The sequence below is a fragment of the Sunxiuqinia sp. genome (assembly GCF_055140945.1).
The window spans coordinates 37829-61451 of the sequence record NZ_JBSQYS010000028.1 but is presented as its reverse complement, the minus strand read 5'-3'; the positions used below and the strand labels follow the sequence as shown (position 1 = coordinate 61451).

Genomic DNA, 23623 nt, shown 5'->3' with positions numbered 1-23623 from the left:
TGCCTGTTAAATCCAAAAAAACCGTACGATGCGCTTCAAGTATAATTTCTTCAGGGAACGAAAAGCCGATGGAGGGTTGCCGTTGCTTCAAATGAAAATCGATATCGCTTGAATTATGGATCATTATCTTTTTGAGCTGATGGTTCTCCAGACCGGCTTGTTTCGTTTTGATTTTAATAGAAGCCAAAAACAAAGGTGTTAGGAATTGTCGGTTGCCAACCAGTTGGTTATCGAAATAGGCTACTGTTCGCCGATCTTTCAAGGCTTGTTTGATGGCGCCTTTCGATTTCTCTGTTGCAAAAACCAGTGTCATTGGCCGGTGTGTTCCGGGGTAGGCCATAGCAATGGGGGCATGAACATCAGAATTACAGAGCAGGGTTAATTGCTTGCTTTTTGCCCATTGCAAAGCTTCCGGGTAATATTCTTTTTCATTGTAAACTTCAATACCATTTAAAATTCCCTTTTCCATCAGTTGTGTATGTTCCGTCCACCAAAGGGTGCTATCGGGCTGTTGTGCTTTCCATCCGGGATGATTCCAAAACACAAATGCTCCCTGCTCTTTCGCTTCCAGGCAAGCATCCATCCAATCTTCGCGCTCCAACAGGTTGGCATTGGTCACAAACAAAGCATTCAGATGCCCGGGTGGCATTTTGCGGGTAATCTCACTTCCGGGAATAAGCACCACGCCCATTTGATTGGCCAATGGTTCCGCAATTTCGTAGGCTCGGTTATGATCTATTTCAGCCAAGTCCTGCGAATGGGGCAGATATTCAATATGGTCCGTAATAGCGATGGCATCCAGTCCTTCTTGCCAGGCTTCCTGCACCCGGATGGTTGGCCACACATCACCATCAGAAAAAATGGTGTGCATATGAAAATCGCATTTCAGGGTTTTGTATCCCGGTATATCAGGAATGGCAATTTCGGTGCGACTCTGAGCCGAAACACAAAGGACTGAAATGAAAAACAGGAAACTTGTTACGTCAGACTTTAGGTTGCTCATGATTTTCAAAAATTTTGTGCAATTTACATAAATCCTTTTAAATGATGGTATTGGGAAGGTTAAAGAATTGTTTTGTTGAAATGAAAAAAAGGGGGGGGGGAGAAAAAACACTTTAAATCCACTAGTCATGGAATAAATTGGTGTTTTTACCTATAAACAAACAGTTCATATATATTTTTATTTATATTTACACTGTTTGTAGTAAGTAATTAAATACCACAAGGCTAATCTCAAAAATCAATAGTTGGAATTGTTAACTTAACACTCTCTGAGGAAAAATCCGAATTAGTTTGGAGACGTACACCAAAATCAACAATACAATTAGGCGAAAATCAAAAGAAATATTAAAGACTATGAGACATTTAAGAATGATTAAAAGAAAAACAATATCATTGATTTTAATAGGGTTTACAGTATTCTCCATTCTTTCCATCACTTCGTGTACAAAAGATAATGAAGAGATTCTACAAGTAACAACCGATGCGTTTAATAATGGTAGTTCCGATAGGAATATGTTAGTTGTGATTAGTGATTTGCATTTAGGTTCCAATCTTGCTTATTCGGAAATTAATAAAAACCTTAAACCATTGGAGGAGTTATTAAATAAAATTAGGACATCTACAAATGTAAAAGAGCTCGTGATTGCAGGTGATATGCTAGATGAATGGTTTGTGCCAGCAAGCATAGATACTTATAATGGCGGTTCACAAAGTGATTTCGTACAGCAAGTTGCTGAAACAAATAAAGGGGTAATTGATGCATTTAATAGTATTATCCAAGAAGGTAAAATTATCGTCACATATGTTCCTGGTAATCACGATTTGACAATAACTGAAGAAAATGTGGAACTTATTTTACCTGGGATAAATCAAGCAAGAGAAAATGTATTAGGTATTGGGGCATATTCACCAACATCGCATCCAGAAATAGTTATTGAGCATGGACATCGTTATAATTTCTTTTGTGCTCCTGATCCCTTTTCTAATCAAGATATTGCACCTGGGACAATATTGCCCCCTGGATACTTTTATACAAGAATTGCAGCCGAATGTATTGCGCAAGGGAATGCATTTGGAACAGGCCAAATAGATGCTATTACGGAAAATGAATCTGGGGATATTAGTCAAAACCTTTTGTATAATTATGGCAAATTATGGGAATATGTAGTCAGGAAATTTCCCCTAAACGAAGCTTTGGATGATAAAATCATTAAAACAAATATAAATGGTTTTGTTGGTAATTATTCTGTGCAAGATTTGATTCCAACTCAAACATTACCTGGATCATATATAGATGTTAATTTATATAAAGGAATACAAGATAAATGGGATGAAAGACAAGAACTTTGTCATATTACTGTTGATATTCCTGTGGCTCATGCTATTGTTAATGCTGATAGTCATCTTGAAACTGACAACCTTGCTCAAACTCAGTATTTTTTTAATCGTAATTCCGTTGAGAATTCAAGTAAGAGAATCGTTGTTTTTGGGCATAATCACCGAGCAAAAATCACTCCTTCCAGAAATTTAAATGGACAAGAAACTATCTATGCAAATTCAGGGACATGGATTGATCATCAACCTCCAACTAGTGGGCCAGGAGAAACTTTTATTGTAATCACTCCAGCTAATGAGATTTCATCAAAAACCTATGTAAAACTTTATAATTTTATTGACGAAGTTATAAACCAAATGGATGAAGATTCAATAGAGTTATAGAATAAATTGAATATTTGTATGAGTGAAGGCCTTACAGATGAGATTATTTTATGATTTCGTTGATCAAATTGTGTGTCAAATTGAAAAAAAGGCAACAACACTTAAAGGCTGTAACCTCTTGTTTGTTAAAGTTTAAACACCTGATTAAGAGTCAGATGTTCTCTGGGTGGGTTTAAGTTGAAATTTGATCTATAGCAAAACATAAAAACTTTCATAAATTCACGATAAAAAAAGAGTTTTCAAATTGATCCAAGAGTTTGCTATCATTTCACTAACATCAAAAAGCAAAAACCCTCTCAAATCAAGTGTTTGGGAGGGTTTTTAGTACCCGGGGCGGGAATCGAACCCGCACGATATTGCTATCACTGGATTTTGAATCCAGCGCGTCTACCAATTCCGCCACCCGGGCTTGAATTAGCGATGCAAAAGTAACACATTTTTTTTCTGCTCAAAAAAAATCGGAATAATATTTCTCTAAAAAGTATATCGGATCGAAATGGCTCCTCCATCTCCCCAAAAGTCAGAATTCCCGATCACGTTGAAGGTTGGCTTCCAATCGACACTAATGCAGATGGGAGCTCTGGCAAAATGATACTCCAGTCCTAAAATACCATCAATTCCAATGACGGTATAGGCATTATTGTCGTCAGCCCAATTAACCCGATTGCCATCCCAAAACCCGATGTGTCCGCCAAATCCATAATACCAGCTAAGTTCTTCAACGGTAGCTGTTTCGTTGTGAATTTCATACAGGCCTGTTAAGTTTATTCCTTTCCACCGGGTTGTCACAATTCCTTCAATGGCAGTATCGTGTTTAATGAAATGCTTGATGGTAACTCCATTTGAGAAACCACCTCGCAAACCAATGCCCGTGTTGTAGTTGGGCATTAGCCACTCCAGAAAGAATAAAGGCAAATACAAGCCCTGGAATTAATTTTTTTATCATGCTTCCCATTTTCATCAAATTAGCACAGTTGAAAATGTGCGATATTGACTAAGATAGTGTAAATGAATTAAATAATTAAAATGTTTTTGTGCTAAATGCAGGCGGTTTTTTCGAGGAATGGGGTTTTCGAAAGTGAGATTTGTTTCAAAAATTCTTTTGCTAGCTTAAGGGTATTTTCTTCCACAAGCATCTTATTTTTTGATAACTTAGCATTTGGTTATCCCATGGCTGACGGACTAAATAATGAATAAACAGGAAGAAAAGAGACTATTTGATCAAATTCGGCAAAGCGATGAAAAAGCCTTTGAAATAATTTTCAATACCTATTACGCGTCGCTATGTCTATTTGCAAATCAATTTTTTAAGGATAACGAGAAAGCCGAAGAAATTGTCCAGGACTTTTTTGTGAAATTTTGGAGCAAAAGGCAAAAATTGTCGATCGACTCATCGATTAAGAACTACTTGTTTCGATCCGTCAAAAATCACTGTTTAAATCAACTTCAGCACGAAAAAATTAAGGATAAGCATGTTCAATTTGTCCAGGAAAACTTCGACCAGGAGATCAATGAATCAGATTATTTTTTAGAAGTAGGTCTGTCTGAAAAGATCGCCGAAAGCATCGAATCCTTGCCTGAAAAACGACGTAACATTTTTAAACTAAGTCGGGAAGAAGGGTTAAAGTATCAGGAAATAGCCGATCAACTAGGTATTTCAATTAAAACAGTGGAAGCTCAAATGGGGCTGGCTTTAAAGCAACTGCGGGCAAAGCTCGACGATTATAAAGACTATTGGATTGGCTTGGTCATTTTTAGAATTGACCAAAAGTAATTAAGGGTAATTCGGTGCAGCCTTGTCTTGTAAATGATGGGAACAAACAAAAACATATTGCAGAAGGATTGGGAGCAGCTTGCCCGACAACTTTACGAGGAACCGGCAAATCCGGGAAAGGAAGATGTCGAATCCATTCTCGTTGAAGAAGCAGAGAAAAAGCGAATCGCTGAATTGTCTGGAAAAGTTGATCTTTATTTTAAAATCAAGCAATACAATACACCAAAGGCTTACGCAAAGGTGAACACACAAATTCATAGGCGAAAAGCCAGATCAGGGTCTAGAATAGTAACTCTTCGAACTCTAAAAATTGCTGCAGCCCTAGTGTTTGCGTTGTTTGTCGTCTCAACCGCTTATTACGTTGGAAAACAGCAGCTTTCCGGGCAAAATTTAGCCGAGATTAAAGTGGACGACAGCGGACTTTCACAAGTTGAATTGGCTGATGGAACGATTGTGACGCTGAATCGAGATTCAAAGATAAATTATCCCGATCAGTTCGGAAGTAGCAAAAGAGAAGTTTCTATTGAAGGAGAAGCCTTTTTCGAAGTAACACCTGATCCCAGCAAGCCCTTTATCATTCGTGCCGGTGAAGCAACTATTCGTGTTCTGGGAACGAGCTTTACGGTTAATGCTTACCCGGGCAATGATAGGATTGAAGTTATTGTTGCTACAGGGAAAGTGCAGTTTTCAAAAAATGATGTGGATCAGGCTATGAACCGGCTACTTCTTAATCCCGGAGAGAAGGGAACCTTCGAAAATAGGAGTAAACAGCTGATCAAAAGCTTAAATGCCGATCCAAACTATCTGGCGTGGAAAACACGGTCGTTTGTTTTTAGTGAGACTTCATTGAAGGAAGTCATCAGCCAGCTGAATAAAGTGTACCGTGTTCAAATTGAATTGAACGACCTCAGTCTAAACGACCTGCTTTTAAATGCTCACTTTGAAAAGGAACCACTGGATTTCATTCTGAAAGTTATCTCAGAGACCCATGGATTGTCGGTTTCCAGAACTGGTGAGCATTATTTATTGAAGAAAGAAGCCTAATCGTTAAAAACAAATTAAGCCATGAATACAACACGAATAAAAGTCGGTGCTTCAATTTTCATATTGATTCTACTGATCATATATTTTCCTTCACGAGTATACGCACAGGAAGAAAAGCAAGGAGATCCGATTCTGGATCAGAATATCAGTCTTTATGCTGAAAATGAATCACTGTCTAAAGTAATCGAGCAAATATGCGACTACTTCGACCTGGACTATTCATACAACTCGGAATTACTTGAAGGAAAGAATATTACTTTGAATGTTTCGAACAAGCCGATTCGTGATGTTTTGGAAAAGCTCATGAAAGATTTCTATCTCATTTTCGAAATAGAAAACAATCTTCTGGTTGTACGCGATTATGTTCCGCTTCGGGAATCTGTCGATTATGAGAAAAGGATAAAATTTCAACCAAGCAAAAACCGTTTTGAATTTACAGACCGGGGACGCAAATCAGTCACGTTTGAGTTTAAATCTGCCAGCAATCTGATTATTATTCCAGTCAACATCAACGATTCGGACACTCTGAACTTTATTCTGGATACCGGCGTTCGGTTGCCGATTATTACAGAACTGCCTTATGTGAATAAGCTTAACCTGAATATGATGAAGCCCGTGAAAATAAGGGGACTTGGAGAAGGAGAAGGTCTCACCGCATATCGATCAGGAAATAATACGATGAAAATAGGTGGGTTAGTGGCCTGGAACCAGGAAGTACAAATGGTGATTAATGACAATTTTCAGATCTCTCAAATACTGGGTATCCCGGTACACGGACTCATTGGCTTCGACTTGTTCAAGGATTTTGTTGTTGAAATAGACTATGACAATCAGAAAATTACAGTAATCCAGCCGGAGCGTTATCGTGATCGGGTTCGAAACAAAGATATTGTGATGCCTTTACACTTTGAGCACAACAAACCTTTTGTGAGGACAACTATTATGACGGATGACAATGAGGAAGTACCGGTTAAGCTACTCGTTGATACTGGAGCCAGCGATGCCATCTGGCTTTCAACCAAGTCTGATCATCGGATTGATATTCCCAGTAAACATATTGAGACTTTTCTTGGCAGAGGATTAAGTGGTGATCTATATGGAACGAAAGGACGGATTGGCGGAATCTGGGTTGGCCCACTGGTACTAACAGCGCCAATCGTATCTTTCCCGCAAAATGATATGATTGAAGAGTTAATTGTGGCAAACGATAGAAACGGCACACTCGGAGCTGAAATCTTACGGCGGTTTTTTGTGACGCTGGATTACCCGAACCATCAGTTGAAATTACGACCAACAAGTAAAGTGAAGTCCGACTTTAACTACAATATGAGTGGCTTAGATGTTTCAAGCCCCATGCCCGGATTACCTATTTATACGATTGATAATATCCGCAACGGATCGCCGGGTTATCGTGCAGGCTTGAAAGAAAACGATCAAATTATATCGTTGAATAATACAAGCCATAAATCTTTGTCTTTAAATGATATAAATCTTATCTTTCAAAGCAAAGAAGATCGGAAAATTAAGATGAAGGTGTTGAGGGAGGGGACTGAAATACAAACCAGTTTTCATTTAGAAAAAATCTTTTAGTGAGAAATAGTATCCTGTTTGTTTCCTTGCTTTTCGTGTTGCTGCCATTTGCATTGAATGCGCAGGAGAAGCAAGATAACTGCCCGGATATCAACGTCTCGATTCAGATTAAAGACGGAAAATTAATCGATCTGTTTGATCAAATTTCTACTTTAACAGGAGTCTACTTTTCCTATGACCCCAGTTTGGTTGATACCGACCAACCGATCTCAATTGAGGCGAAAAATCAAACGATTGATCAAGTCCTGAGAGCTGTTTTTTCGGATCGATTTTCATTTCGACTTCTAAAAAATCAACTCATCATTACTGTTAATCAACAAGAAGATGGAAGTGGGGATCCAACAGCAAGCATCAAGTCGGGTTTTAAACTAAGTGGAAAGCTAACCGATCGGCAAACACATCAATCAATTCCGTACGCCAGTATTTCAGTGTCCGGACATCCGTTTGGAACCATTTCGAATGGCGATGGGGAATTTCGAATAACAATTCCCAGCGAGTATAAGTCTGAAAAGCTGGTTTTTTCTTGCCTGGGATACAGTCAGCACCTGATTTCGCTGGATACGCTTATGCAAAGTGAATTGGATATTCAACTAACACCGATAAATGTTCAGTTAAAAGAAGTAAAAGTAACAGCGATTGATCCGGTGGATGTGATGGATAAGTTAATCGAAAATATTGAAACGAATTATGCCACTTCGCAACAACTAATGACCTCGTTTTATCGTGAGGTGTTGAAGCAAAATGATGACTACATCAATGTTTCGGAAGCAGTGATGGATATTCTAAAATCGTCTTACGGCAACACCTTACGGCAAGACAATATTCGCTACCTGAAAGGGCGAAAAACGAAGGAAGCCAGACCTTCAGTGCTCATGGTAGATTTTAAAATGCAAGGAGGCCCGTATTACATTACCAAACTTGATGTTGTGAAAACCAGAGATTCGTTCATCGATCCGGAGTTCAGAGAATATTATAAATACAAAGTCGACCGGGTAATTCTGTATCGCGGACGACCAACTGTTGTAATTCAGTTTGAACCTGATGGTCGATTTGACTACCTGACCTATGAGGGAGAGCTTTACATTGATCGGGAAAGCTATGCGCTTGTTTATGCTGCGTTTAGTTTGAGTAGAAATGGTAAGAAAGTAGCTCGGAAATCCTTAATTCGTAAAAAGCCGAGGGGGTTCAACGTTCGCCCCATCGAATTGAATTATAGGGTTTCATATAAAAATCATAATGATCGCTGGTATTTTAATGCCGCTCAGGCATCTGTCAAGTTTCATGTAAAAAGCCGTCGCGATAAAATCAATTCGGTCTTTCACAGTATTTCCGATTTGTTAGTGACCGATTATCGGGAAACCAACCTGAAGCGTTTTAGCCGACATGAAAATTTTAACTCCTCTGAAATTTTCAGTGAGATTATTACTGATTACGATGAAGATTTTTGGGGTGACTACAATATAATAAAACCGACAGAAGATCTTCGGAACGCCTTGAAAAAGGAACCCGCAAAAGAAAGTTCTTTTCATACCAATCAACCAACCAATCAATTAACTTCACAAAAAAGCATGCCATGAAAGCCAGATTATTAGCCATATGTTTTTTCTTATTTTCATTGTCAGCATTTTCGCAAAGCCCCTTGATCAACGAGATTGCTCAAAAGTTGAATGACTATTACCAATTCTATCCGAAGGAAAAGATTCAGTTAACCACAGATAAGGATGTATATGCTCCGGAGGAAATTGTTTGGTTTTCAACCGTGATTACCAATAGCGCGGGGCAATTAGCTAAACCCACCAGCCCGAAATATCATGTAGCGTTGTATTCCAGCAATGGAGTGCTGATTAGTAGTGATACTTACCAGACTAAAGCCGGGGTAATGAAAGGTGATTTGCTAATTCCCAGTGGTTTGGCTGAGGGCAAGTATGCTTTGGTGGCATACACCGACCTGATTTCGAAAGCCAATGAGGCCTTTTGTAAATTGATATCCGTTAACCCAAGAGACAAAGACGCTGTTCGTGTGATCGAAACAGAACGACCACCATTTTTGGTTCCGGGCAGGTCGTTTAATTATTCATTTTTGGTTGAAGAAATGGACGGCTCACCTTTTAAAAAGGAGAAGTTAGAATATGAGCTGTTCGATGGCGATAAGCTAATTTTAGATGATAAAGTAAAGTCGGATGGATCTGGAAAAGTAAGCTTGGAAATAACAATTCCTCAGAAAAATTATTCATCGCCATTAAGTATGAAAATATTCAGCAAAAGGAATGAGCTGAATTATTCGACTATTCTGCCTGTCAAAAATCAAAAAATGGATATTCAGTTTTTTCCTGAAGGAGGAACACTAATTGCCGGAACACAGCAAAAAATGGGGTTTACGGTATTCGATGAAATGGGAAATCCGCTATCAATCACCGGTGATATTTTAGATCAGGATGGGAGCAAAGTACAGACGATAAAAACCTTGCTCCCGGGGTATGGAATCTCTTCAATAACTGCAGAAAGGGGGCAAAAGTACAGTCTGAAGTTGACAAGTGCCTTGGGCGAAAATCAATTGTTTCCGCTACCTGATGCACAAGATGGGCTGATGATGACAATTACAAAAACTGATCAGGAATTTATTTACGCTAATCTCGTGCAAACTGACGATCAATCCAGCATGCTTTATTTGGTTGCCAATCAGAGAGGTTCTGTTGTTTGGGCCTCCGAACTTGAGATGAGTGGGCCGGCACGCCTAAAAATCCCTAAAGAACAATTTCCTGAGGGGATCAGCCTGATTTCGGTATTTGATGAAAATCAACAGGTGCTTGCTCGCCGAATGATTTTTATTGATCGGGAGGATGACACCCATATTGAACTTTCGACCCCGGATCATCTAAAAGCGGGGGAGGTTTTCAAATTTGGACTGAAAGCAAATGTTCCCGAAGATGCCGATTTGCCGATCGTAAACCTGTCGATTAGTTCGATGCAGGAGAAGCTGAATTGGCCTTATAAATGGAACAACTGGCTATTGGTCAACTCCGATTTGGAGAAGGTAATTCCTAATTTGGAGACTCTGATGTCGAAGGAAAACATTGAATCGACCATGAATCATATTTTAGTAGCCAACCAGCTCAAAAATTTCAACTGGGATGAGGTGTTGAATTTCGACCCGGAGCGGGAACAAACGAAGTATCATCAATCCGGACTTTCCGGGCAGGTTGTGAATCAGGAAAATGAACCTGTTCCCAATGCAAAGGTCAGCTTTCTGAATTCACAAAACATGAAGATTCTTCACTTATCAACTGATGAGAACGGTGAATTTTATCAGCAAGCGATTGAGTCGGATCAACTGGACAACTTTGTGATAAAAGCTATGGGGCCAGATGGAAACGAGAACTTAAGGGTGAGGTTTGAAAAGTCTTTATCTGAAGAGATTAAAGTATATGTAATCAATTTTATTCAATCGAATGCTGATCTGGCGCCTGCACAATACAGCAGTGAATTTTATCGAGACAATACGTTTCTATTTTCAGAAAAAGCAGAAGCTCCCAAGCAAAAAACAGAGCCGGCTTATAAAAAATACTTACAATCAGCAACCTCATTGCTGGACGTAATAAAAATGATCAAATCGTTTCGGCTTGATGGTGATTTGATTATTTTCCCGGGTGGAACCAATTCCCTCATGGCGCAGGATGGAGCGTTGATTGTTATTGATGGACAAAAGATGGGAACCAGCGCAAGCGTACTTAATACCGTTAGTCCGTTGGATGTAGAGTCAATTAATATTTCTACCAATCCAGTTGATATTCAACGCCACACAGGACTGAATTCAGTTGGGGTAATTGAGATTGAAACCAAAAGAGGCAAAAGTATAGAAGTTGCTGAACGGGAAGACGTTGAAGATATTCATCAAAACGGTTATCGTGTTGCGCGGGATTTCTGGTTGAAAAAGTCTGAAAAACCAATCATGCAGCCAACCACCCTGTTCTGGAGCCCGGCAGTTCGCATCAACCCTTCCGGCCAGTCCGAATTTGAAGTAATGGCTAGCCAGGTAGTTGGGAAATTTATTATTCAGGCTGACCTGATTGATTTGGATGGAAAGGTGACCAGTGTTTCCAAGGTGATTGAAATTATGCCAAAATAAAGGCGGAGCTAAATCATTAATCCAGTTTTTGTTGAAATAAGAGCACGTTAGGAAATAGCTGGCGCCGAGCGCTTAACAAGCAAGGAGAGATTTTGGAAGGTCAACAAAAAAAGAAAGTTTCTGGAGGATTAAGGAAGCAGATTCTTCTTTCATCGCTTGCGTTTTAATTCTAGTCAGACTCACCCCTGAGTTCATCTCAATCCTGCGGATTACTCTGACTTTTATATTATCCATAGTCTTTTCGCTCGCTATAAACTATCAACCCAACTTCAACCCTTTATTGAAGTTGGGTTTTTTCTTTCCCATACCGTCTGGCGACAATGCTAATGTAGAAGAGTTGAAAGGCGTGATAGATCATTACCGGGACTAAAAATAAGCTGCCGAATGACGATCCGGCAAACAGCACTGCAGCCATGACCGAGCCATGAACCAGTGATTTTTTCGACCCGCAAAACAGAACCGTAATTTGGTCTTCCCGGCCAAAATGAAAAGCTTTCATCAACAACTTCGTTCCTTCGAAAACGAAAAAGAACAGGGCGACGACACTAGCGCCTAAAATCAATAACTCGTGCACTTTTATGCTGGTAAAAACGCCATTCAAAAAAGAATCGCTAAAGCTCCGATACACAATGGTTAGGATAACCGACTTATCGAACAAGCTAAAATAACGTTTATTGCGGATGGCCCAATTCCCCCACCAACGATGTAAGAATAGTCCGATGCAGACCGGAATAAGGATTTGCATGACCAAATCGCCAATCACTTCGGCAAAAGCAAAGGCATCGCTTTGCTTCTCCATAAACAAGCCAACCCACAGCGGTGTGATGATAATGCCAATAATGCCGGAGATACTGGCATTGAAAATAGCACTCGGTATGTTTCCTTCAGCCAGAGAGACCATGACCACTGAAGACGACACTGTAGAAGGCAAAGCAGCCAGAAAGAACACAGCCAGCCAGAGAATTTCGTTTTCAGTACCTGCCAACAGCGGACGAAAAGCAAGCACCACCAAAGGAAATACGATAAAGGTGATGGATTGAATTAACAAATGTAAACGCCAGTTACTGAGATCCTTTTTCAGTTTTTCGGGACTCAATCGTAAGCCATAAAAGAAAAACAAGAGTGAAATGCCATATCGGATCACTACCTTCAACTCAATAGCACTTCCCTCGCTTCCAATTCCGGGAATCAGCCAGGCGAGCAGAATCATCAAAACGATGCCTGCGATAAATCCGTCGGGGAAAAAGCGTTTGAAGTTTTGAAAGCGACTGTTTGCCATAAAATGTCCATTCGTTCGAGCAAAACAAAGATGGCTAATTTCCGCAAGAAGCAGCAAAACATTAAGAAATATTAATAAACATCACAATGGGTTTCGCTGTTGTTTCAATACTTTTGTGTCCCTTACATCAGATCAATTTTATGGATTTTACGAAGATGACCCGATACCAGCCCAAAATGGAATACCGCCGTTTTGGCAAAACCGAGAAGGAATTAAGTGTGATCACCCTGGGAGGCATGCGCTTTAAACATGGCTGGAGCGATCCGCGCCATGAGATCCCTACTGATACGCTTGCTCAGGTGACCAAAACAGTGAAACTCGCGCTAGAGCAAGGCATCAACCTGATTGAGACTGCATATGGGTATAAAAAAAGTGAGACTGCTTTTGGGATTGTATTGAATGAAGAACTGAAGGTAAAACGTGACTCCTATTACCTGATGACCAAAGGAAACGCAAATACCGCAGAGGAGATGCGCACACTGGTGAATGAGCAATTAGAAACTCTGCAAACGGATTATTTCGACTTTTATGGCTGGCATGGCATCAATACCATGGATCTGCAGGAAACCGCCTGTGCTCCCGGTGGGCCGGTTGAGGAACTGCTAAAAATGAAGGAAGAAGGCATAATCGGACATGTTGGGTTTAGTACGCACGGACCTTTGGATGTCATTTTGAAAACCATTGAAACTGATCTGTTCGATTTTGTTAACCTGCATTATTATTACTTTTTCCAACGCAATAAGCCGGCTATCGATTTGGCCGCAGCAAAAGATATGGGAGTATTCATCATTTCACCCAACGACAAAGGAGGACAACTGTTTAATCCACCGCAAAAGCTGACTGATCTCACCGCTCCGTTGCACCCCATTCAGTGGAACGCCCGATTTTGTTTGAGCAATCCGAACGTTCACACCCTATCGTTTGGCATTACCGAACCTGAGCACTTTAACCCGATCAATGGAATCTTCCCGGCATTGGCTCCACTATCTGAAGCTGATGCGAACATTAAACAAAAGCTGGATGAGCAAGTGCGGTCTGATCCGTATGCTCACTACGAAGGCTACGAAATGCTGGGCGATCCGTCGGGCCTCAACATTCCAGAAATATTACGCTTTCGGAAGCTCTGGAAATGCTACGACATGAAAGACTTTGGATTTTATCGGTACAATATGTTTCAGGAAAAAGACCACTGGTTTCCGGGAAATTTTCCCACCTCAGAAAACCTAAAGCAAATTGATAACAGCAAGTGCCCGGATGAAATTCCGCTTATTGAGTTAATTGAGGAAACACATGCCGGCCTGTATAAACCGAAAGAAAAGAAAGCGTAAACATCCGACTTTTGCCTTGCGGTTGTCAATGGCATTTTTTTACTCATTTTTATCGAGGAGTCAGTCAGGACTTTCGAACGCCATGCAACCGTACTTGGATAGTACATATCCAAAAAATCTTGTTTCACCCGGTCTTTTGACTTTTGATCCTTAAAGCCGAATTGAGCTCCCTGATTTCAATAATAGTTTTCAGTAAAGGTTCAAGTGCAGCGAATTGAGGCTCCAATCTTTTGCCTCCATAATAAATCCCTACCTCGTATTCGTATTGCCCTTGCAATGCTGCCTGACGCAGAATTGGGAGCGACTCTTTAATTATTTTATAGATGGCATTCAAGTGAAAAAAGCGGTATTGTAGTTTATCGATTGACAACTTTCCTTTTGGGATTAGCAGATTCGACATTTTGGAATAACCCGAATTAATGCTTTGATACAGCATTGGACTAATTACACAGTTTCTGTTTAAGTCGATATTGTTTTCGGTTACTTTCCTGAAGTACTTAAATCCATAAGGATTGAGACCGTGAATAAATACGACCCCCAGCTCATTGAGCGATAGTCTGCTCAGAATCTTATCAATGAACATGAGTTGAATAGCGCTACCGGTAAACCCTTCAATTCCGTGAAGTCCTGAAGTAAGAACCAGCAATTTTCGGGGTTGCTTCTTTTTCAATAAAAGACTGTTAGTTTTATAGCCAGAAACTGGATTGTATGTTAAAAACTATTCAAAATCATTATAAATTACAAAAAATATTGACATATAGTCTATCCTGATTGGCATGTAAACTTCTGCAACAAATAGAACCGCACTGTTGCTAAATAGCCTATATCGACTGGGATTAAGTAACATTTCGACAATTACCTTAACTGGCCAAACTCAAGCATAACGATTCAAATCCAAGCTAAAGACCATGCTCTTTTTAACAACTGTAAAAATCAAACTACTAATCACGATCACAACAGCTTGGCAATGTTTGCGTTTGTTTGTAGATTCGTACTCCGATTTGACAAGCACATTGCTTAATTTGATTATGCGGAATAATTCTTCGACGTGAAAAGGGATCCGTCAACCGAATTTTATCCAAAACGAAAAGGCGGTGTGAAATACAATACGCGAACAGTACAGATATTATTTAATAAATTATGAAATCGATTTTATTTATCGTTATTTCCTTATTCTGTCTTTCATTTACGAAAACAGAGGAGAAGAAAGAAATCAATAGCGCAAGTGATAATAAATCCGGGTATTACATCCTTGTCGAGGATTATACCGACCGGACAAACCACAAGTATCTGGTTGAATCGAAAGACTCCGTAGATGTCATCTTTAATAACTTCTTTGAATCTCAGCTTGCCCTTGGAAAGATCAACTATCCGATTTCAATTGATAATGGACAAACTAGCTTTTTTGTGGCTCGCGTGAAGCTTTTCGAATCGAGAAATGGAAAGACAAAGTTTAAGCATCTGAAGTATCCAAAGATATATAACAAACGGAAGCAAGAGGATTCAAACAAACGGGAACAACAGGATCCAACAGAGTTTTAGTATTTCTTTTTTGTTGTTGCGAAGTTCTATTTCAACCTACCATTCATCTAAATTATTTCGTATTTAAGCTTGTAAAGCCAGCCTTTTCATTTGCTGTGAAACGTTGACTTCACTCCTGATCTGTATATAAGCAGCCACGAAGGCTTGGCAGGGTACTTATTTTTCAATTCGACTGATCATATCGTTTTTAACAGATTTTGGCTTAGATATTGTTGATTTTTGAATCTCATGCTAAACTTGTCACAATAAAATATTTCATGTTGATTTTGGAAACAGTTGCGGATGGATCAGTTTTGTATTGTTTGGCAGCAAGTGTTTTAAGTGTTAGTTTGGCAGCGAAATTATTAGCTTTTAAAAGGACAAACTTAATTCATTTCAAACTAATATTATTATGGAAAAACTGAGTATATCGAAGATAATAGTTCTTGCTATTGCCATTATTTTGGCCGGATATTTTATTGGCAATATGCATAAAAATGGGATTCAATCGAACAGGCATGTTGAGGTGAAAGGCTTATCGGAACGCGAGGTTGAGGCTGATCTGGCTGTTTGGCCAATTCAAATTACACTCACCGGCAATGATTTAAAGCTGTTGAAAACTGAAATTGAAGATCAGAAAAAACAGGTTCAACAGTTTTTTGTCGATCATGGTTTTACAGCTGAAGAGCTGAGCATGGGATCGACCAATATTGATGATTCCCGTGCGCAAATGTACGGTGGCAACATGCAAAACCGCCAATATCGATATATTGTGAAAACCGAATTTACGGTGCGAACCGACGATGTTAGTCGGTTGCAGGCAGCATTAAGCGAATCTCTCTCATTGATATCGAAAGGAATTGTAATTGGATCGAAAAATACCTGGAGACCAGTGGAGTTTATTTTCACTAAATTGAATGAAATTAAACCGTCAATGATCGAGGAAGCCACAAAGAATGCCCGCGAAGTAGCCGAGAAGTTTGCCATGGACTCGAACTCAAAAGTTGGTAAAATTAAAACCGCTCGTCAGGGTTTATTTACGATTTCAGACCGCGATCAAAACACACCGCATATTAAAATCGTTCGAGTAGTTTCTACCATCGATTATTTTTTGGAAGACTAGCTTTTGAATAATTTGGAAGAGAACCGTGCATGCTTGCCTTCAAAAAAACACTAAATATTCCAATTGGCGCTGAGCGCCATTCCTACTGACTGTAGCCTGACTTTTGCGTAGCCAATATCTTCAAAAGGCAGTTTTAAGTAGGGTTGCAAACTGATGCTGATTTTTGAACTCAGCTGTTGTTGAATGTTTGCCTGAAAATTGAGAACGCTTAGCCAGTGTTGATTCTCGTTAACCAAATGAACATCATCTTGATTTGGACCGTATGGATTAGCATTGGCAAAGTAATATTCTTCGCGAAGCATAAGGTAGGAGGAAACTCCTGTGCCCAGACTAACCGTTGTTTTGCCACGATTGAGAATTGCATAATTGATATTGAGCGGAATATCCAACACGCGACAGTCAGCATCTACGGTTTCGCTGTTACTGCCAGATCCATAATTACTATAAGTGCTCAGATCTGCAGCATATACTTTTTTGGCGTACACTGCTCCGGTGCTGAGGCTCCATTTTTCAGATAATCCCAATGAGATTAGCAGACCAAAGTCACCCCCCACTGAACCCTCTCCTAAGGAATTTACACTATTGTAAGCCGGTGCAACCAATAAGCTAAGAGCAACTGATCGGGATGTACTAGCCTTTTTAGCAGATTCCAGCTCATTGGTAGCAAGTAATGGTTCATCTGTTGGTTCTGTCATTTCTTTGTAACGAACGGTATCAGTCTGCGTGAAACTTGCCGGATTTTCTTCGGGTAAAATTACCTCTGGTGTTTCATTGGAATCGGATGGTGTTTCGGAAATAACTTCAGCTATGTCATCAATGACTTTTTCAGACTCTTGGACAGGAGTTATTCTTTCTTCTTGTTTTGAATTCGTAGGTTCTTTGGTTGTTTGCGTTGAAGCTATAAGCTCTTCACCTCGTGGAGAAGAATTAGGTTCTTCTGTCGCTAATTTCGAATTCGTATTTTCTTTTTCAATTTCAGCGGGGGCACTTTCTTTCTGTTGTTCAGTTATTAATGGCTGATTGAAAGATTCCTGACTGGTTGGCCACAGGGTCCATATTGACAGAGCAATTAATAATAAGGCTGCGATTCCGGCAAGAGGTCGCAACCAGATAATGGCTTTTTGCTTTCTCTCAAACCAGATTAGCCGCTTCTCAAGTTCTGACCAGTTAGTTTCCTTATAAACTACCGGATCAAAATCAGGATTTAATCCTGTCCTGAAAAGTTCATCTATGTTTTTCTGATCTCCGGTTTTCATGGTCGTTTTGTATTGGAATAAAGACTACTTCTATACGTAGAAACCCGAATGGATTTCCTCCACAATGTCCATAGCAGAAGCGCAATAATCGACTGTGGTCGTGCCAGCATTTGCTGTAATTTCTGCCTTGCTTTGTAAAGATTCGATCGCGATGTTCCCGCAGTGATGCCCGTCATATTGGCAATCTCTTCGTGTGTATATCCGTCAATAGCGTAAAGGTTAAATACCATTTGATAAGCTGGTGGAAGTTGGCGTATCGTTTCCAGCAAATCTTCGTAGCCCAATTTTCGCTCTACGCTGGCTTCGTGTCTGAAAAAATCAGACTGATCAAGTGTTTCCATTTGTGACCATTTCAAATTTGCCCTGTAATAATCAATGGATGCGTTATGCATTATTCTGCTCAACCAAGTCTTAAACGACCAGTTTTCATCGTACTTATCAATGTTTGTAAATGCTTTAAAAAAGCCATCGTTAACAATTTCAGCAGCTTCTACTTGTTTTTTGGCAAAGCGCAAACAAATCTTCATCGAAAAACCATAAAGCTTTTGATACACCATTTTTTGGCTCTGCCGATCCCGCTTCCGACAGCCATTAATAAGGGGTTTTAAGTCTTCTTCTACCATAACGAGACTATGATATTCGCAATCGACCAGGACATAATGACTTCGTTTTATCCGTACTTTACAAATCAGTCGAAAACATTTGTACTATATTATATACAACAAAGGAAATTCTCATTTGATTTTATAAATTGACTACCAATCGTAGTTTTCATAATTTTCTTTGAGGGTAAACGTACGGGAGATACTGAAACCCCAACGAAATTCACCATCTCCCCAATTGCTGCTCGTGCTTGGGATAAATTGATTTTCGAGAATGGCAGTTGAGTTGGTAAAATCTAAGCTAAATACGTGTCCTCCTGTTTCAATTTCGAGGCCAACACTTAAGGGATTGTAAAACTTAAATTCCTTACTTCCCAAAAAGTAATCTTTACTCTCCTGACTTCTGAAGCTGTGGAAATAGTCAAAAACTACAGCCATCCGCCTACTTACTTTTAAGCGGCCACCAATACCCAATGCAAATAGGTTGTTCATATCCTGATAAGTCACCAAATTCCGGTGAATATAAGTCGGCAAAAGCACCAGCGATAATTGATCGCTGAATTTTCGTGAAAGAATAAGCTGCAACGTATAACTCATTCGATCGCCAAATTTGTCAAAACTTGTATCGGATGTGACAAGATCAGATTCTTCGGTTGCTGAAACTACGCTATTTCCGAAGAGCGTTAGCGAAACGGGAATATGATTGTCCTTGGTTTGCTGGAGGATGCGCAATTTCCCATCCAGAAAAAATAGCTCACGTTGAAACGTACTGGTTCCGTTGGGTGCACCCTTTGTTCTGCCAATACCAACACTCAGTTGATCTGAAATACCGTACTCAAATCCAATCAAAATATCAGTTGAATTGTCCAACCCGTAAAAAGAAGACAGCCCACCAAAGTCTCCGGCAATATCTCCAAATCGGTGTATGACCATAAATTGCAGATCGTATTTGTGAAGCGTTTCATTGGTTCGTGCATTAATAATCCGGGGAGACTTAAATGTTGATATGACCGGATTTGATTTTTCACTCTGCAACGAATCTTTAAACAATTCACTCATATCGGTTTGTGAAAAAACAGGTGTAAAACAGCTAATCAGTAAAAAAACGGTAAACGTGTTTCGCATCATCTTAATTCTATTTTGTTTTGTACTTCGCCGAAACGGTAACTTCTACAACTTCAGCAATATTTTTGATAACAAGTCTGGGGATCTTAATGTTGTGGTCTGCCAGACTCACTCGAAAAGTTGAATGAGTTGTAATCGTTCCCTTGTTGACCTTTATTTCACCGGAAACCGAGTAGTTTTTGGTTACTCCATGAATGTTCAGGTTGCCAGAAACGTTAACCAAATAAGTTCCCTCCTTCGAAAAATTTATCGGATCAACTATTTTCCCATTGAATTCAGCATGAGGGAATTGATCGCTTTCCAGGTAATTTTCGTTAAAGTGTTCCTGCATCAGGCCTTTTTTGAAATCGAACGACTGGATGGCGATCTTAAAATAGACCTCTTTGGTCTTCGGATTGATCGCGGATAAGCCTTGCTCACTTTTAGCATAAATATCTTCCAGCGGAGCTTTCGAAAAAAAACTAATCATGACATCCCTCGAGCTAATCACTTGTGCCTGACTGAACCCACAAGACATCGTGAAAAGTAATGTTGCTATGCCGTATTTTAATGCATACATGATGATTTAGTTTTGGGGAGCACAGTTCTGAATCCAAACGTTTAATGAGTCTCTCACGGCTTGAGGTAATGGGGCATTTCCTTGCGGCATGTCGGCATTGTCGCTAATTACTCTGGTGGCGAAGAAATCAGAATATGCAGTAACTCCACCATAGCTGGTAAAGTTCCCCGGGCCGGGTGAGTTGCCTGCATAATGACATGAAATACAGTACTTGTCAACGATTCCCTTCACGTAATTATCGTAGGTCACATTCATTTCAGGAAATTGCGGTGTGCAATCGGGTGTTTCTTCATTTTCGTCCGGCATTTCAGGAGCCGTTTCATTCGAACATCCAAAATAAATAAGATTAAAACCAAGCATAAGAATTAAAGCTGTTCTTTTCATCCAATTAAAATTGAAAGTTTTTAAAGGTATTGGATGTAACTCCCTCATTTTAATTAGGCTTGGTTGTGAAGCATTCTTGCATGGTCGTTTCATAGCAATGTGTTTTGATGAGTTCATAATTTTAGTCATTTGTATTTTAGCAGGCCTGCACTTATTTTACTAAGCACTGGCCTCTAATTTCTGTTTAATATCCACTTCCACCTCCGCCATTTGATGGATTTGAACTACCCTTTAATAAAGTCGCTAACATTTCGCCGCCGGGATAAGTGCCAGTATGAATCTGCACATATATTTTCCCGGAAGCTAAATCATTGACTTGGCTTGCTGAAAAAGTAGCTACCCCTGAGGTTGTTCCACTGTCTGAGTCTGGGAATCCTGTAATATCAACAATCACGGGCCCATCATCATGAAAATGCATGGCAACAGCATCAGAGCTTAAATCGAACCATGTAACTGTATAGGCAAATTCCCGGGATTCAGAATCAAGTACCCCCGTGACAGTTCCGCTTCCTGAGGTTGAAACATCATCGGTAGACTCGACAAAGCTGCCTGAATAAGTAACGTTAGTCTCCGTCTCAATATCTGATGATTCATCATCATTACAGGAAATAGTAAGAGTAAAAAGTAAGAGAATAATAAAAATGCCCGGAGTGGCATTTCTTCTTAGCATATGATTTCGTGTTTTCATGATTGTAAATTTTAAATTTCATTTAATTTTCAATTGTTAGTTTGCGCAAACAGTAAAAAAAGATCCTTTTCATTAATTGGATACGTTGGGTTATTGCAAAGCGCTGCCTGATAAAATACTTTTTTGTCTTTTTTTTATTGTCGGGTTGACTTGGGCTTGAGTTAGTAAAAGTTTACTGTTGGGGCTGGAAGAAAGTGGTCGCTTTTATGTGTTGTAATCATTTGTTACAAAAAGAGCAGCTTGTAATAATTTTTTAATGGCTCCTCAATTATCAATATAACAGGAGATTAACAAGAATGTACAAGAAGTATTACAAACCTGTAATCGTTAATTTAATCGTTTTGTAATATTTTATTAACCCGTCTGTAATGCAATAGGTATTCATTTGCCATCGAATTCTGTTAAAGGAGTTTAAAGTTTTATCAATCTTAAGTATATGAAAAAAGTCAATCTTTTGTTATTGGCATTGCTCAGCTTTGCTGTAACAGGAATGTCCCAAACGGACGAGTTTAAACCAGGTGGAAAACCATTTATGAAAATATTTAGTAATTATCACAGTACATTTTCTGATGGGGAATCAGCTTCCGCTTTCGAACTGACCAGGTTGTACCTTGGCTACGAGTACAATTTCAGCGAAAACTTTTCAGCAAAAGCAAATCTGGATATCGGTGATCCCGGTGTTGGTAGTTTGGAAATGACTGCCTACGTGAAAAACGCCTATTTAAGATATAAGGCAGACAATTTCACAGTAAATTTTGGTTTGATTTCAACTACGGCTTTTAAAACTCAGGAAAGTGCCTGGGGGTACCGTTACATTGCGAAATCATTTCAAGATGCCTATAAATACAGCTCGAGTGCTGACTTAGGAGTGAGTGTAGCTTATAAATTTAGCGACTACTTGAGTGCCGATGTCATTGTTACCAATGGCGAAGGATACAAAAAATTACAGTCAGACAGTACTTTCCGCACAGGTTTTGGTATTACTGCTAATCCGGTTGAAAAGTTAACTGCACGCATTTATTACGACTTTATTACCGACAACAATACACAATCTTCATTGGCAACTTTTGTTGGCTATGCCGGCGACAATTTTTCATTAGGAGCCGAGTATAATCAACAGTTTAATGTTAAGTATGTTGAGGATCGCGAGTTGAGCGGTACCTCGTTTTACGGAACAATGAAAGCTTCTTCAAAAGTGAAGGTTTTTGCACGTTACGATAATCTATTTTCCAATACTGTTTCTGGTGGTTCTGCCGACTGGAATCTTTCGAAAGATGGTCAGCTATACATCGCTGGTTTGGAGTATGCTCCGGTGAAAGGTATAAAGCTTTCACCTAACTTCCAGGGATGGAGCCCTGCCGATGAAAGTAAGGAATTTAGTGCTTCAATATTTTTGAATTGTGAAATCAAATTTTAATCAATAAATGATTTAATCATGAGAGTATTTTTATCTTTTATTTTGGCTGTTGTGCTTTTTAGTGCTTGCCAAAACTCAGCAAAAAAATCAAGTTCAAGCGGTGAAAATGTTAGTTTAACTGCTGCTGGTGCAACTTTTCCATTGCCATATTACAACCTGGCATTTAAAGACTATACAAAAAAATCAGGAACCTTGGTTACCTATGGTGGTATTGGTTCCGGAGGTGGTATTCGTAGTTTGAAAGACAAAGTAGTTGACTTTGGAGCTACCGATGCTTATTTGAGCGATGACAAATTAGCGGAGATGCCTGGCGAAGTCGTTCATATTCCTACTTGTATGGGAGCCGTTGTAATTGCCTATAATTTACCTGGAGTTGATGAGTTAAAACTATCGGATGTCTTGTTGGAGAAAATTTTCATGGGTGAAATTACAAACTGGAACGATGCCGAATTGAAAGCAAACAACCCGGGAGTAGCTCTTCCAGATCTGGAAATTACTTTTGTGCACCGTTCGGATGGTAGCGGTACCACTTACATTTTCAGCGATTACATGACTAAAGTTAGCAAAAAATGGGCCGACGAAGTAGGGACAGGAAAATCGTTGAAATGGCCTGTTGGAATGGGAGCAAAAGGAAATCCCGGAGTTGCCGGAACAATCAGTCAAGCTGAAGGTGCTGTTGGTTACATCGGTTCTGAATTTGCTTTCGCACAAAAAATTCAAACCGCTAAAGTACAAAACAGCAGCGGCGAATATATTTTGCCAAGCATCGAAAGTATCAGTGCAGCAGCACAAGGAGAAATTCCTGCTGATACTCGTGTCATGTTGACCAATTCATCTGATCCTGCTTCATACCCAATCAGTGGTTTTACCTGGATTATTTTGTACAAAGATCAGGCGTACGACGGGCGCTCAATGGCGCAAGCCAAAGCAACAGTTGAATTCCTTGATTGGATGGTGAGCGAAGAAGCACAAGCACAGGCTGCAAAAGTAAACTATGCTCCACTTCCTGAAGCGGCTGTTCAAAAAGCAAAAGCAATTCTTCGTAGTGTTACTTACGAGGGCAAAACTATTTTGGAGTAGTAATAC

At 39.6% G+C, this 23623-nt stretch carries 20 protein-coding genes, 1 tRNA gene and 1 pseudogene; 11 read left to right on the top strand and 11 right to left on the bottom strand.

All coding sequences use genetic code 11. From position 1 onward, the window contains the following. The coding region (locus ACTB00_RS13590) for an Sb-PDE family phosphodiesterase (protein WP_463300466.1) at positions 1-1003 on the bottom strand (1003 nt) is incomplete at its 3' end. 353 nt (positions 1004-1356) lie between these two features. Here ACTB00_RS13590 and ACTB00_RS13585 point away from each other — a divergent pair. Further along, on the top strand, positions 1357-2721 hold the full coding sequence (locus ACTB00_RS13585) for a metallophosphoesterase (RefSeq protein ID WP_463300465.1): 1365 nt from the start codon (positions 1357-1359) through the stop codon (positions 2719-2721). Positions 2722-3046: 325 nt separating this feature from the next. On the opposite strand, the gene ACTB00_RS13580 is transcribed toward ACTB00_RS13585, so the two are convergent. Beyond that, a tRNA-Leu gene (locus ACTB00_RS13580) sits at positions 3047-3130 on the bottom strand. A 65-nt stretch (positions 3131-3195) separates the two neighbouring features. Beyond that, entirely contained in the window at positions 3196-3642 is a 447-nt protein-coding gene (locus tag ACTB00_RS13575) for a hypothetical protein (protein WP_463300464.1), read from the bottom strand. A gap of 268 nt (positions 3643-3910) precedes the next feature. On the opposite strand from ACTB00_RS13575, the gene ACTB00_RS13570 reads away from it, so the two are divergent. The 5 genes from ACTB00_RS13570 to ACTB00_RS13550 are packed head-to-tail and all read left to right on the top strand — an operon-like array spanning position 3911 to position 11255. After that, on the top strand, positions 3911-4495 hold the full coding sequence (locus tag ACTB00_RS13570; RefSeq protein ID WP_463300463.1) for an RNA polymerase sigma-70 factor: 585 nt from the start codon (positions 3911-3913) through the stop codon (positions 4493-4495). A gap of 57 nt (positions 4496-4552) precedes the next feature. After that, the gene (locus ACTB00_RS13565; RefSeq protein WP_463300462.1) at positions 4553-5539 is read left to right on the top strand and encodes a FecR family protein; all 987 of its coding nucleotides are present in this window, start codon (positions 4553-4555) and stop codon (positions 5537-5539) included. Positions 5540-5560: 21 nt separating this feature from the next. Further along, a complete protein-coding gene (locus ACTB00_RS13560) occupies positions 5561-7129 on the top strand; it encodes an aspartyl protease family protein (RefSeq protein ID WP_463300461.1) in 1569 nt (522 codons plus the stop codon). Beyond that, positions 7129-8706 carry a carboxypeptidase-like regulatory domain-containing protein gene (locus ACTB00_RS13555; RefSeq protein ID WP_463300460.1) on the top strand — a complete coding sequence of 526 codons (1578 nt, stop codon included), beginning with the start codon at positions 7129-7131 and terminating at the stop codon, positions 8704-8706. The genes ACTB00_RS13560 and ACTB00_RS13555 overlap by 1 nt, the downstream gene beginning before the upstream one ends. After that, positions 8703-11255 (top strand): carboxypeptidase-like regulatory domain-containing protein, encoded by a 2553-nt coding sequence (locus tag ACTB00_RS13550; RefSeq protein ID WP_463300459.1) that lies wholly within the window; start codon positions 8703-8705, stop codon positions 11253-11255. The genes ACTB00_RS13555 and ACTB00_RS13550 overlap by 4 nt, the downstream gene beginning before the upstream one ends. Before the next feature lie 277 nt (positions 11256-11532). Here the strand turns inward: ACTB00_RS13550 and ACTB00_RS13545 are convergent, their stop codons facing one another. Further along, a complete protein-coding gene (locus tag ACTB00_RS13545) occupies positions 11533-12534 on the bottom strand; it encodes a bile acid:sodium symporter family protein (RefSeq protein WP_463300458.1) in 1002 nt (333 codons plus the stop codon). A 140-nt stretch (positions 12535-12674) separates the two neighbouring features. On the opposite strand from ACTB00_RS13545, the gene ACTB00_RS13540 reads away from it, so the two are divergent. Beyond that, the gene (locus ACTB00_RS13540; RefSeq protein ID WP_463300457.1) at positions 12675-13862 is read left to right on the top strand and encodes an aldo/keto reductase; all 1188 of its coding nucleotides are present in this window, start codon (positions 12675-12677) and stop codon (positions 13860-13862) included. Positions 13863-13986: 124 nt separating this feature from the next. Here ACTB00_RS13540 and ACTB00_RS13535 read toward each other — a convergent pair. After that, positions 13987-14541 (bottom strand): annotated as a pseudogene (locus tag ACTB00_RS13535) (M14 family metallopeptidase); the annotation flags it as partial. A gap of 461 nt (positions 14542-15002) precedes the next feature. On the opposite strand from ACTB00_RS13535, the gene ACTB00_RS13530 reads away from it, so the two are divergent. Next, positions 15003-15404 carry a hypothetical protein gene (locus ACTB00_RS13530; protein ID WP_463300456.1) on the top strand — a complete coding sequence of 134 codons (402 nt, stop codon included), beginning with the start codon at positions 15003-15005 and terminating at the stop codon, positions 15402-15404. 391 nt (positions 15405-15795) lie between these two features. Continuing rightward, positions 15796-16506 carry an SIMPL domain-containing protein gene (locus tag ACTB00_RS13525; RefSeq protein ID WP_463300455.1) on the top strand — a complete coding sequence of 237 codons (711 nt, stop codon included), beginning with the start codon at positions 15796-15798 and terminating at the stop codon, positions 16504-16506. Positions 16507-16556: 50 nt separating this feature from the next. On the opposite strand, the gene ACTB00_RS13520 is transcribed toward ACTB00_RS13525, so the two are convergent. The 6 genes from ACTB00_RS13520 to ACTB00_RS13495 form a co-directional block, all read right to left on the bottom strand. Further along, the gene (locus ACTB00_RS13520) at positions 16557-17762 is read right to left on the bottom strand and encodes a porin family protein (protein ID WP_463300454.1); all 1206 of its coding nucleotides are present in this window, start codon (positions 17760-17762) and stop codon (positions 16557-16559) included. Next, positions 17759-18319: an RNA polymerase sigma factor gene (locus ACTB00_RS13515; protein ID WP_463300453.1), complete on the bottom strand. Its 561-nt coding sequence runs from the start codon at positions 18317-18319 to the stop codon at positions 17759-17761. Before ACTB00_RS13515 ends, ACTB00_RS13520 begins: the two co-directional genes overlap by 4 nt. Positions 18320-18517: 198 nt before the next feature. After that, complete coding sequence (locus tag ACTB00_RS13510; RefSeq protein ID WP_463300452.1) at positions 18518-19492, bottom strand: DUF5777 family beta-barrel protein; 975 nt, start codon at positions 19490-19492, stop codon at positions 18518-18520. Between the two features lie 7 nt (positions 19493-19499). After that, a complete protein-coding gene (locus tag ACTB00_RS13505; protein ID WP_463300451.1) occupies positions 19500-20048 on the bottom strand; it encodes a YceI family protein in 549 nt (182 codons plus the stop codon). 6 nt (positions 20049-20054) lie between these two features. Next, the gene (locus ACTB00_RS13500; RefSeq protein ID WP_463300450.1) at positions 20055-20432 is read right to left on the bottom strand and encodes a hypothetical protein; all 378 of its coding nucleotides are present in this window, start codon (positions 20430-20432) and stop codon (positions 20055-20057) included. A gap of 184 nt (positions 20433-20616) precedes the next feature. Beyond that, positions 20617-21120, bottom strand: coding sequence for a CHRD domain-containing protein (locus ACTB00_RS13495; RefSeq protein ID WP_463300449.1), 504 nt, complete (start codon positions 21118-21120; stop codon positions 20617-20619). Positions 21121-21556: 436 nt separating this feature from the next. Between ACTB00_RS13495 and ACTB00_RS13490 the strand changes: the two genes are divergently transcribed. Together ACTB00_RS13490 and pstS are read left to right on the top strand one after the other, a co-directional pair. Further along, positions 21557-22537 (top strand): porin, encoded by a 981-nt coding sequence (locus tag ACTB00_RS13490; protein WP_463300448.1) that lies wholly within the window; start codon positions 21557-21559, stop codon positions 22535-22537. 18 nt (positions 22538-22555) lie between these two features. Further along, complete coding sequence (pstS, locus tag ACTB00_RS13485; RefSeq protein WP_463300447.1) at positions 22556-23617, top strand: phosphate ABC transporter substrate-binding protein PstS; 1062 nt, start codon at positions 22556-22558, stop codon at positions 23615-23617. Positions 23618-23623 lie beyond the last annotated feature (6 nt).

Coding starts and splice junctions, on each gene's coding strand:
- ACTB00_RS13560 (WP_463300461.1), top strand. CDS start 5,561: ATGAATACAACACGAATAAAAGTCGGTGCTTCAATTTTCATATTGATT.
- ACTB00_RS13510 (WP_463300452.1), bottom strand. CDS start 19,492: ATGATGCGAAACACGTTTACCGTTTTTTTACTGATTAGCTGTTTTACA.
- ACTB00_RS13530 (WP_463300456.1), top strand. CDS start 15,003: ATGAAATCGATTTTATTTATCGTTATTTCCTTATTCTGTCTTTCATTT.
- ACTB00_RS13490 (WP_463300448.1), top strand. CDS start 21,557: ATGAAAAAAGTCAATCTTTTGTTATTGGCATTGCTCAGCTTTGCTGTA.
- ACTB00_RS13550 (WP_463300459.1), top strand. CDS start 8,703: ATGAAAGCCAGATTATTAGCCATATGTTTTTTCTTATTTTCATTGTCA.
- pstS (WP_463300447.1), top strand. CDS start 22,556: ATGAGAGTATTTTTATCTTTTATTTTGGCTGTTGTGCTTTTTAGTGCT.
- ACTB00_RS13525 (WP_463300455.1), top strand. CDS start 15,796: ATGGAAAAACTGAGTATATCGAAGATAATAGTTCTTGCTATTGCCATT.
- ACTB00_RS13540 (WP_463300457.1), top strand. CDS start 12,675: ATGGATTTTACGAAGATGACCCGATACCAGCCCAAAATGGAATACCGC.
- ACTB00_RS13505 (WP_463300451.1), bottom strand. CDS start 20,048: ATGTATGCATTAAAATACGGCATAGCAACATTACTTTTCACGATGTCT.
- ACTB00_RS13520 (WP_463300454.1), bottom strand. CDS start 17,762: ATGAAAACCGGAGATCAGAAAAACATAGATGAACTTTTCAGGACAGGA.
- ACTB00_RS13585 (WP_463300465.1), top strand. CDS start 1,357: ATGAGACATTTAAGAATGATTAAAAGAAAAACAATATCATTGATTTTA.
- ACTB00_RS13500 (WP_463300450.1), bottom strand. CDS start 20,432: ATGAAAAGAACAGCTTTAATTCTTATGCTTGGTTTTAATCTTATTTAT.
- ACTB00_RS13495 (WP_463300449.1), bottom strand. CDS start 21,120: ATGAAAACACGAAATCATATGCTAAGAAGAAATGCCACTCCGGGCATT.
- ACTB00_RS13545 (WP_463300458.1), bottom strand. CDS start 12,534: ATGGCAAACAGTCGCTTTCAAAACTTCAAACGCTTTTTCCCCGACGGA.
- ACTB00_RS13570 (WP_463300463.1), top strand. CDS start 3,911: ATGAATAAACAGGAAGAAAAGAGACTATTTGATCAAATTCGGCAAAGC.
- ACTB00_RS13515 (WP_463300453.1), bottom strand. CDS start 18,319: ATGGTGTATCAAAAGCTTTATGGTTTTTCGATGAAGATTTGTTTGCGC.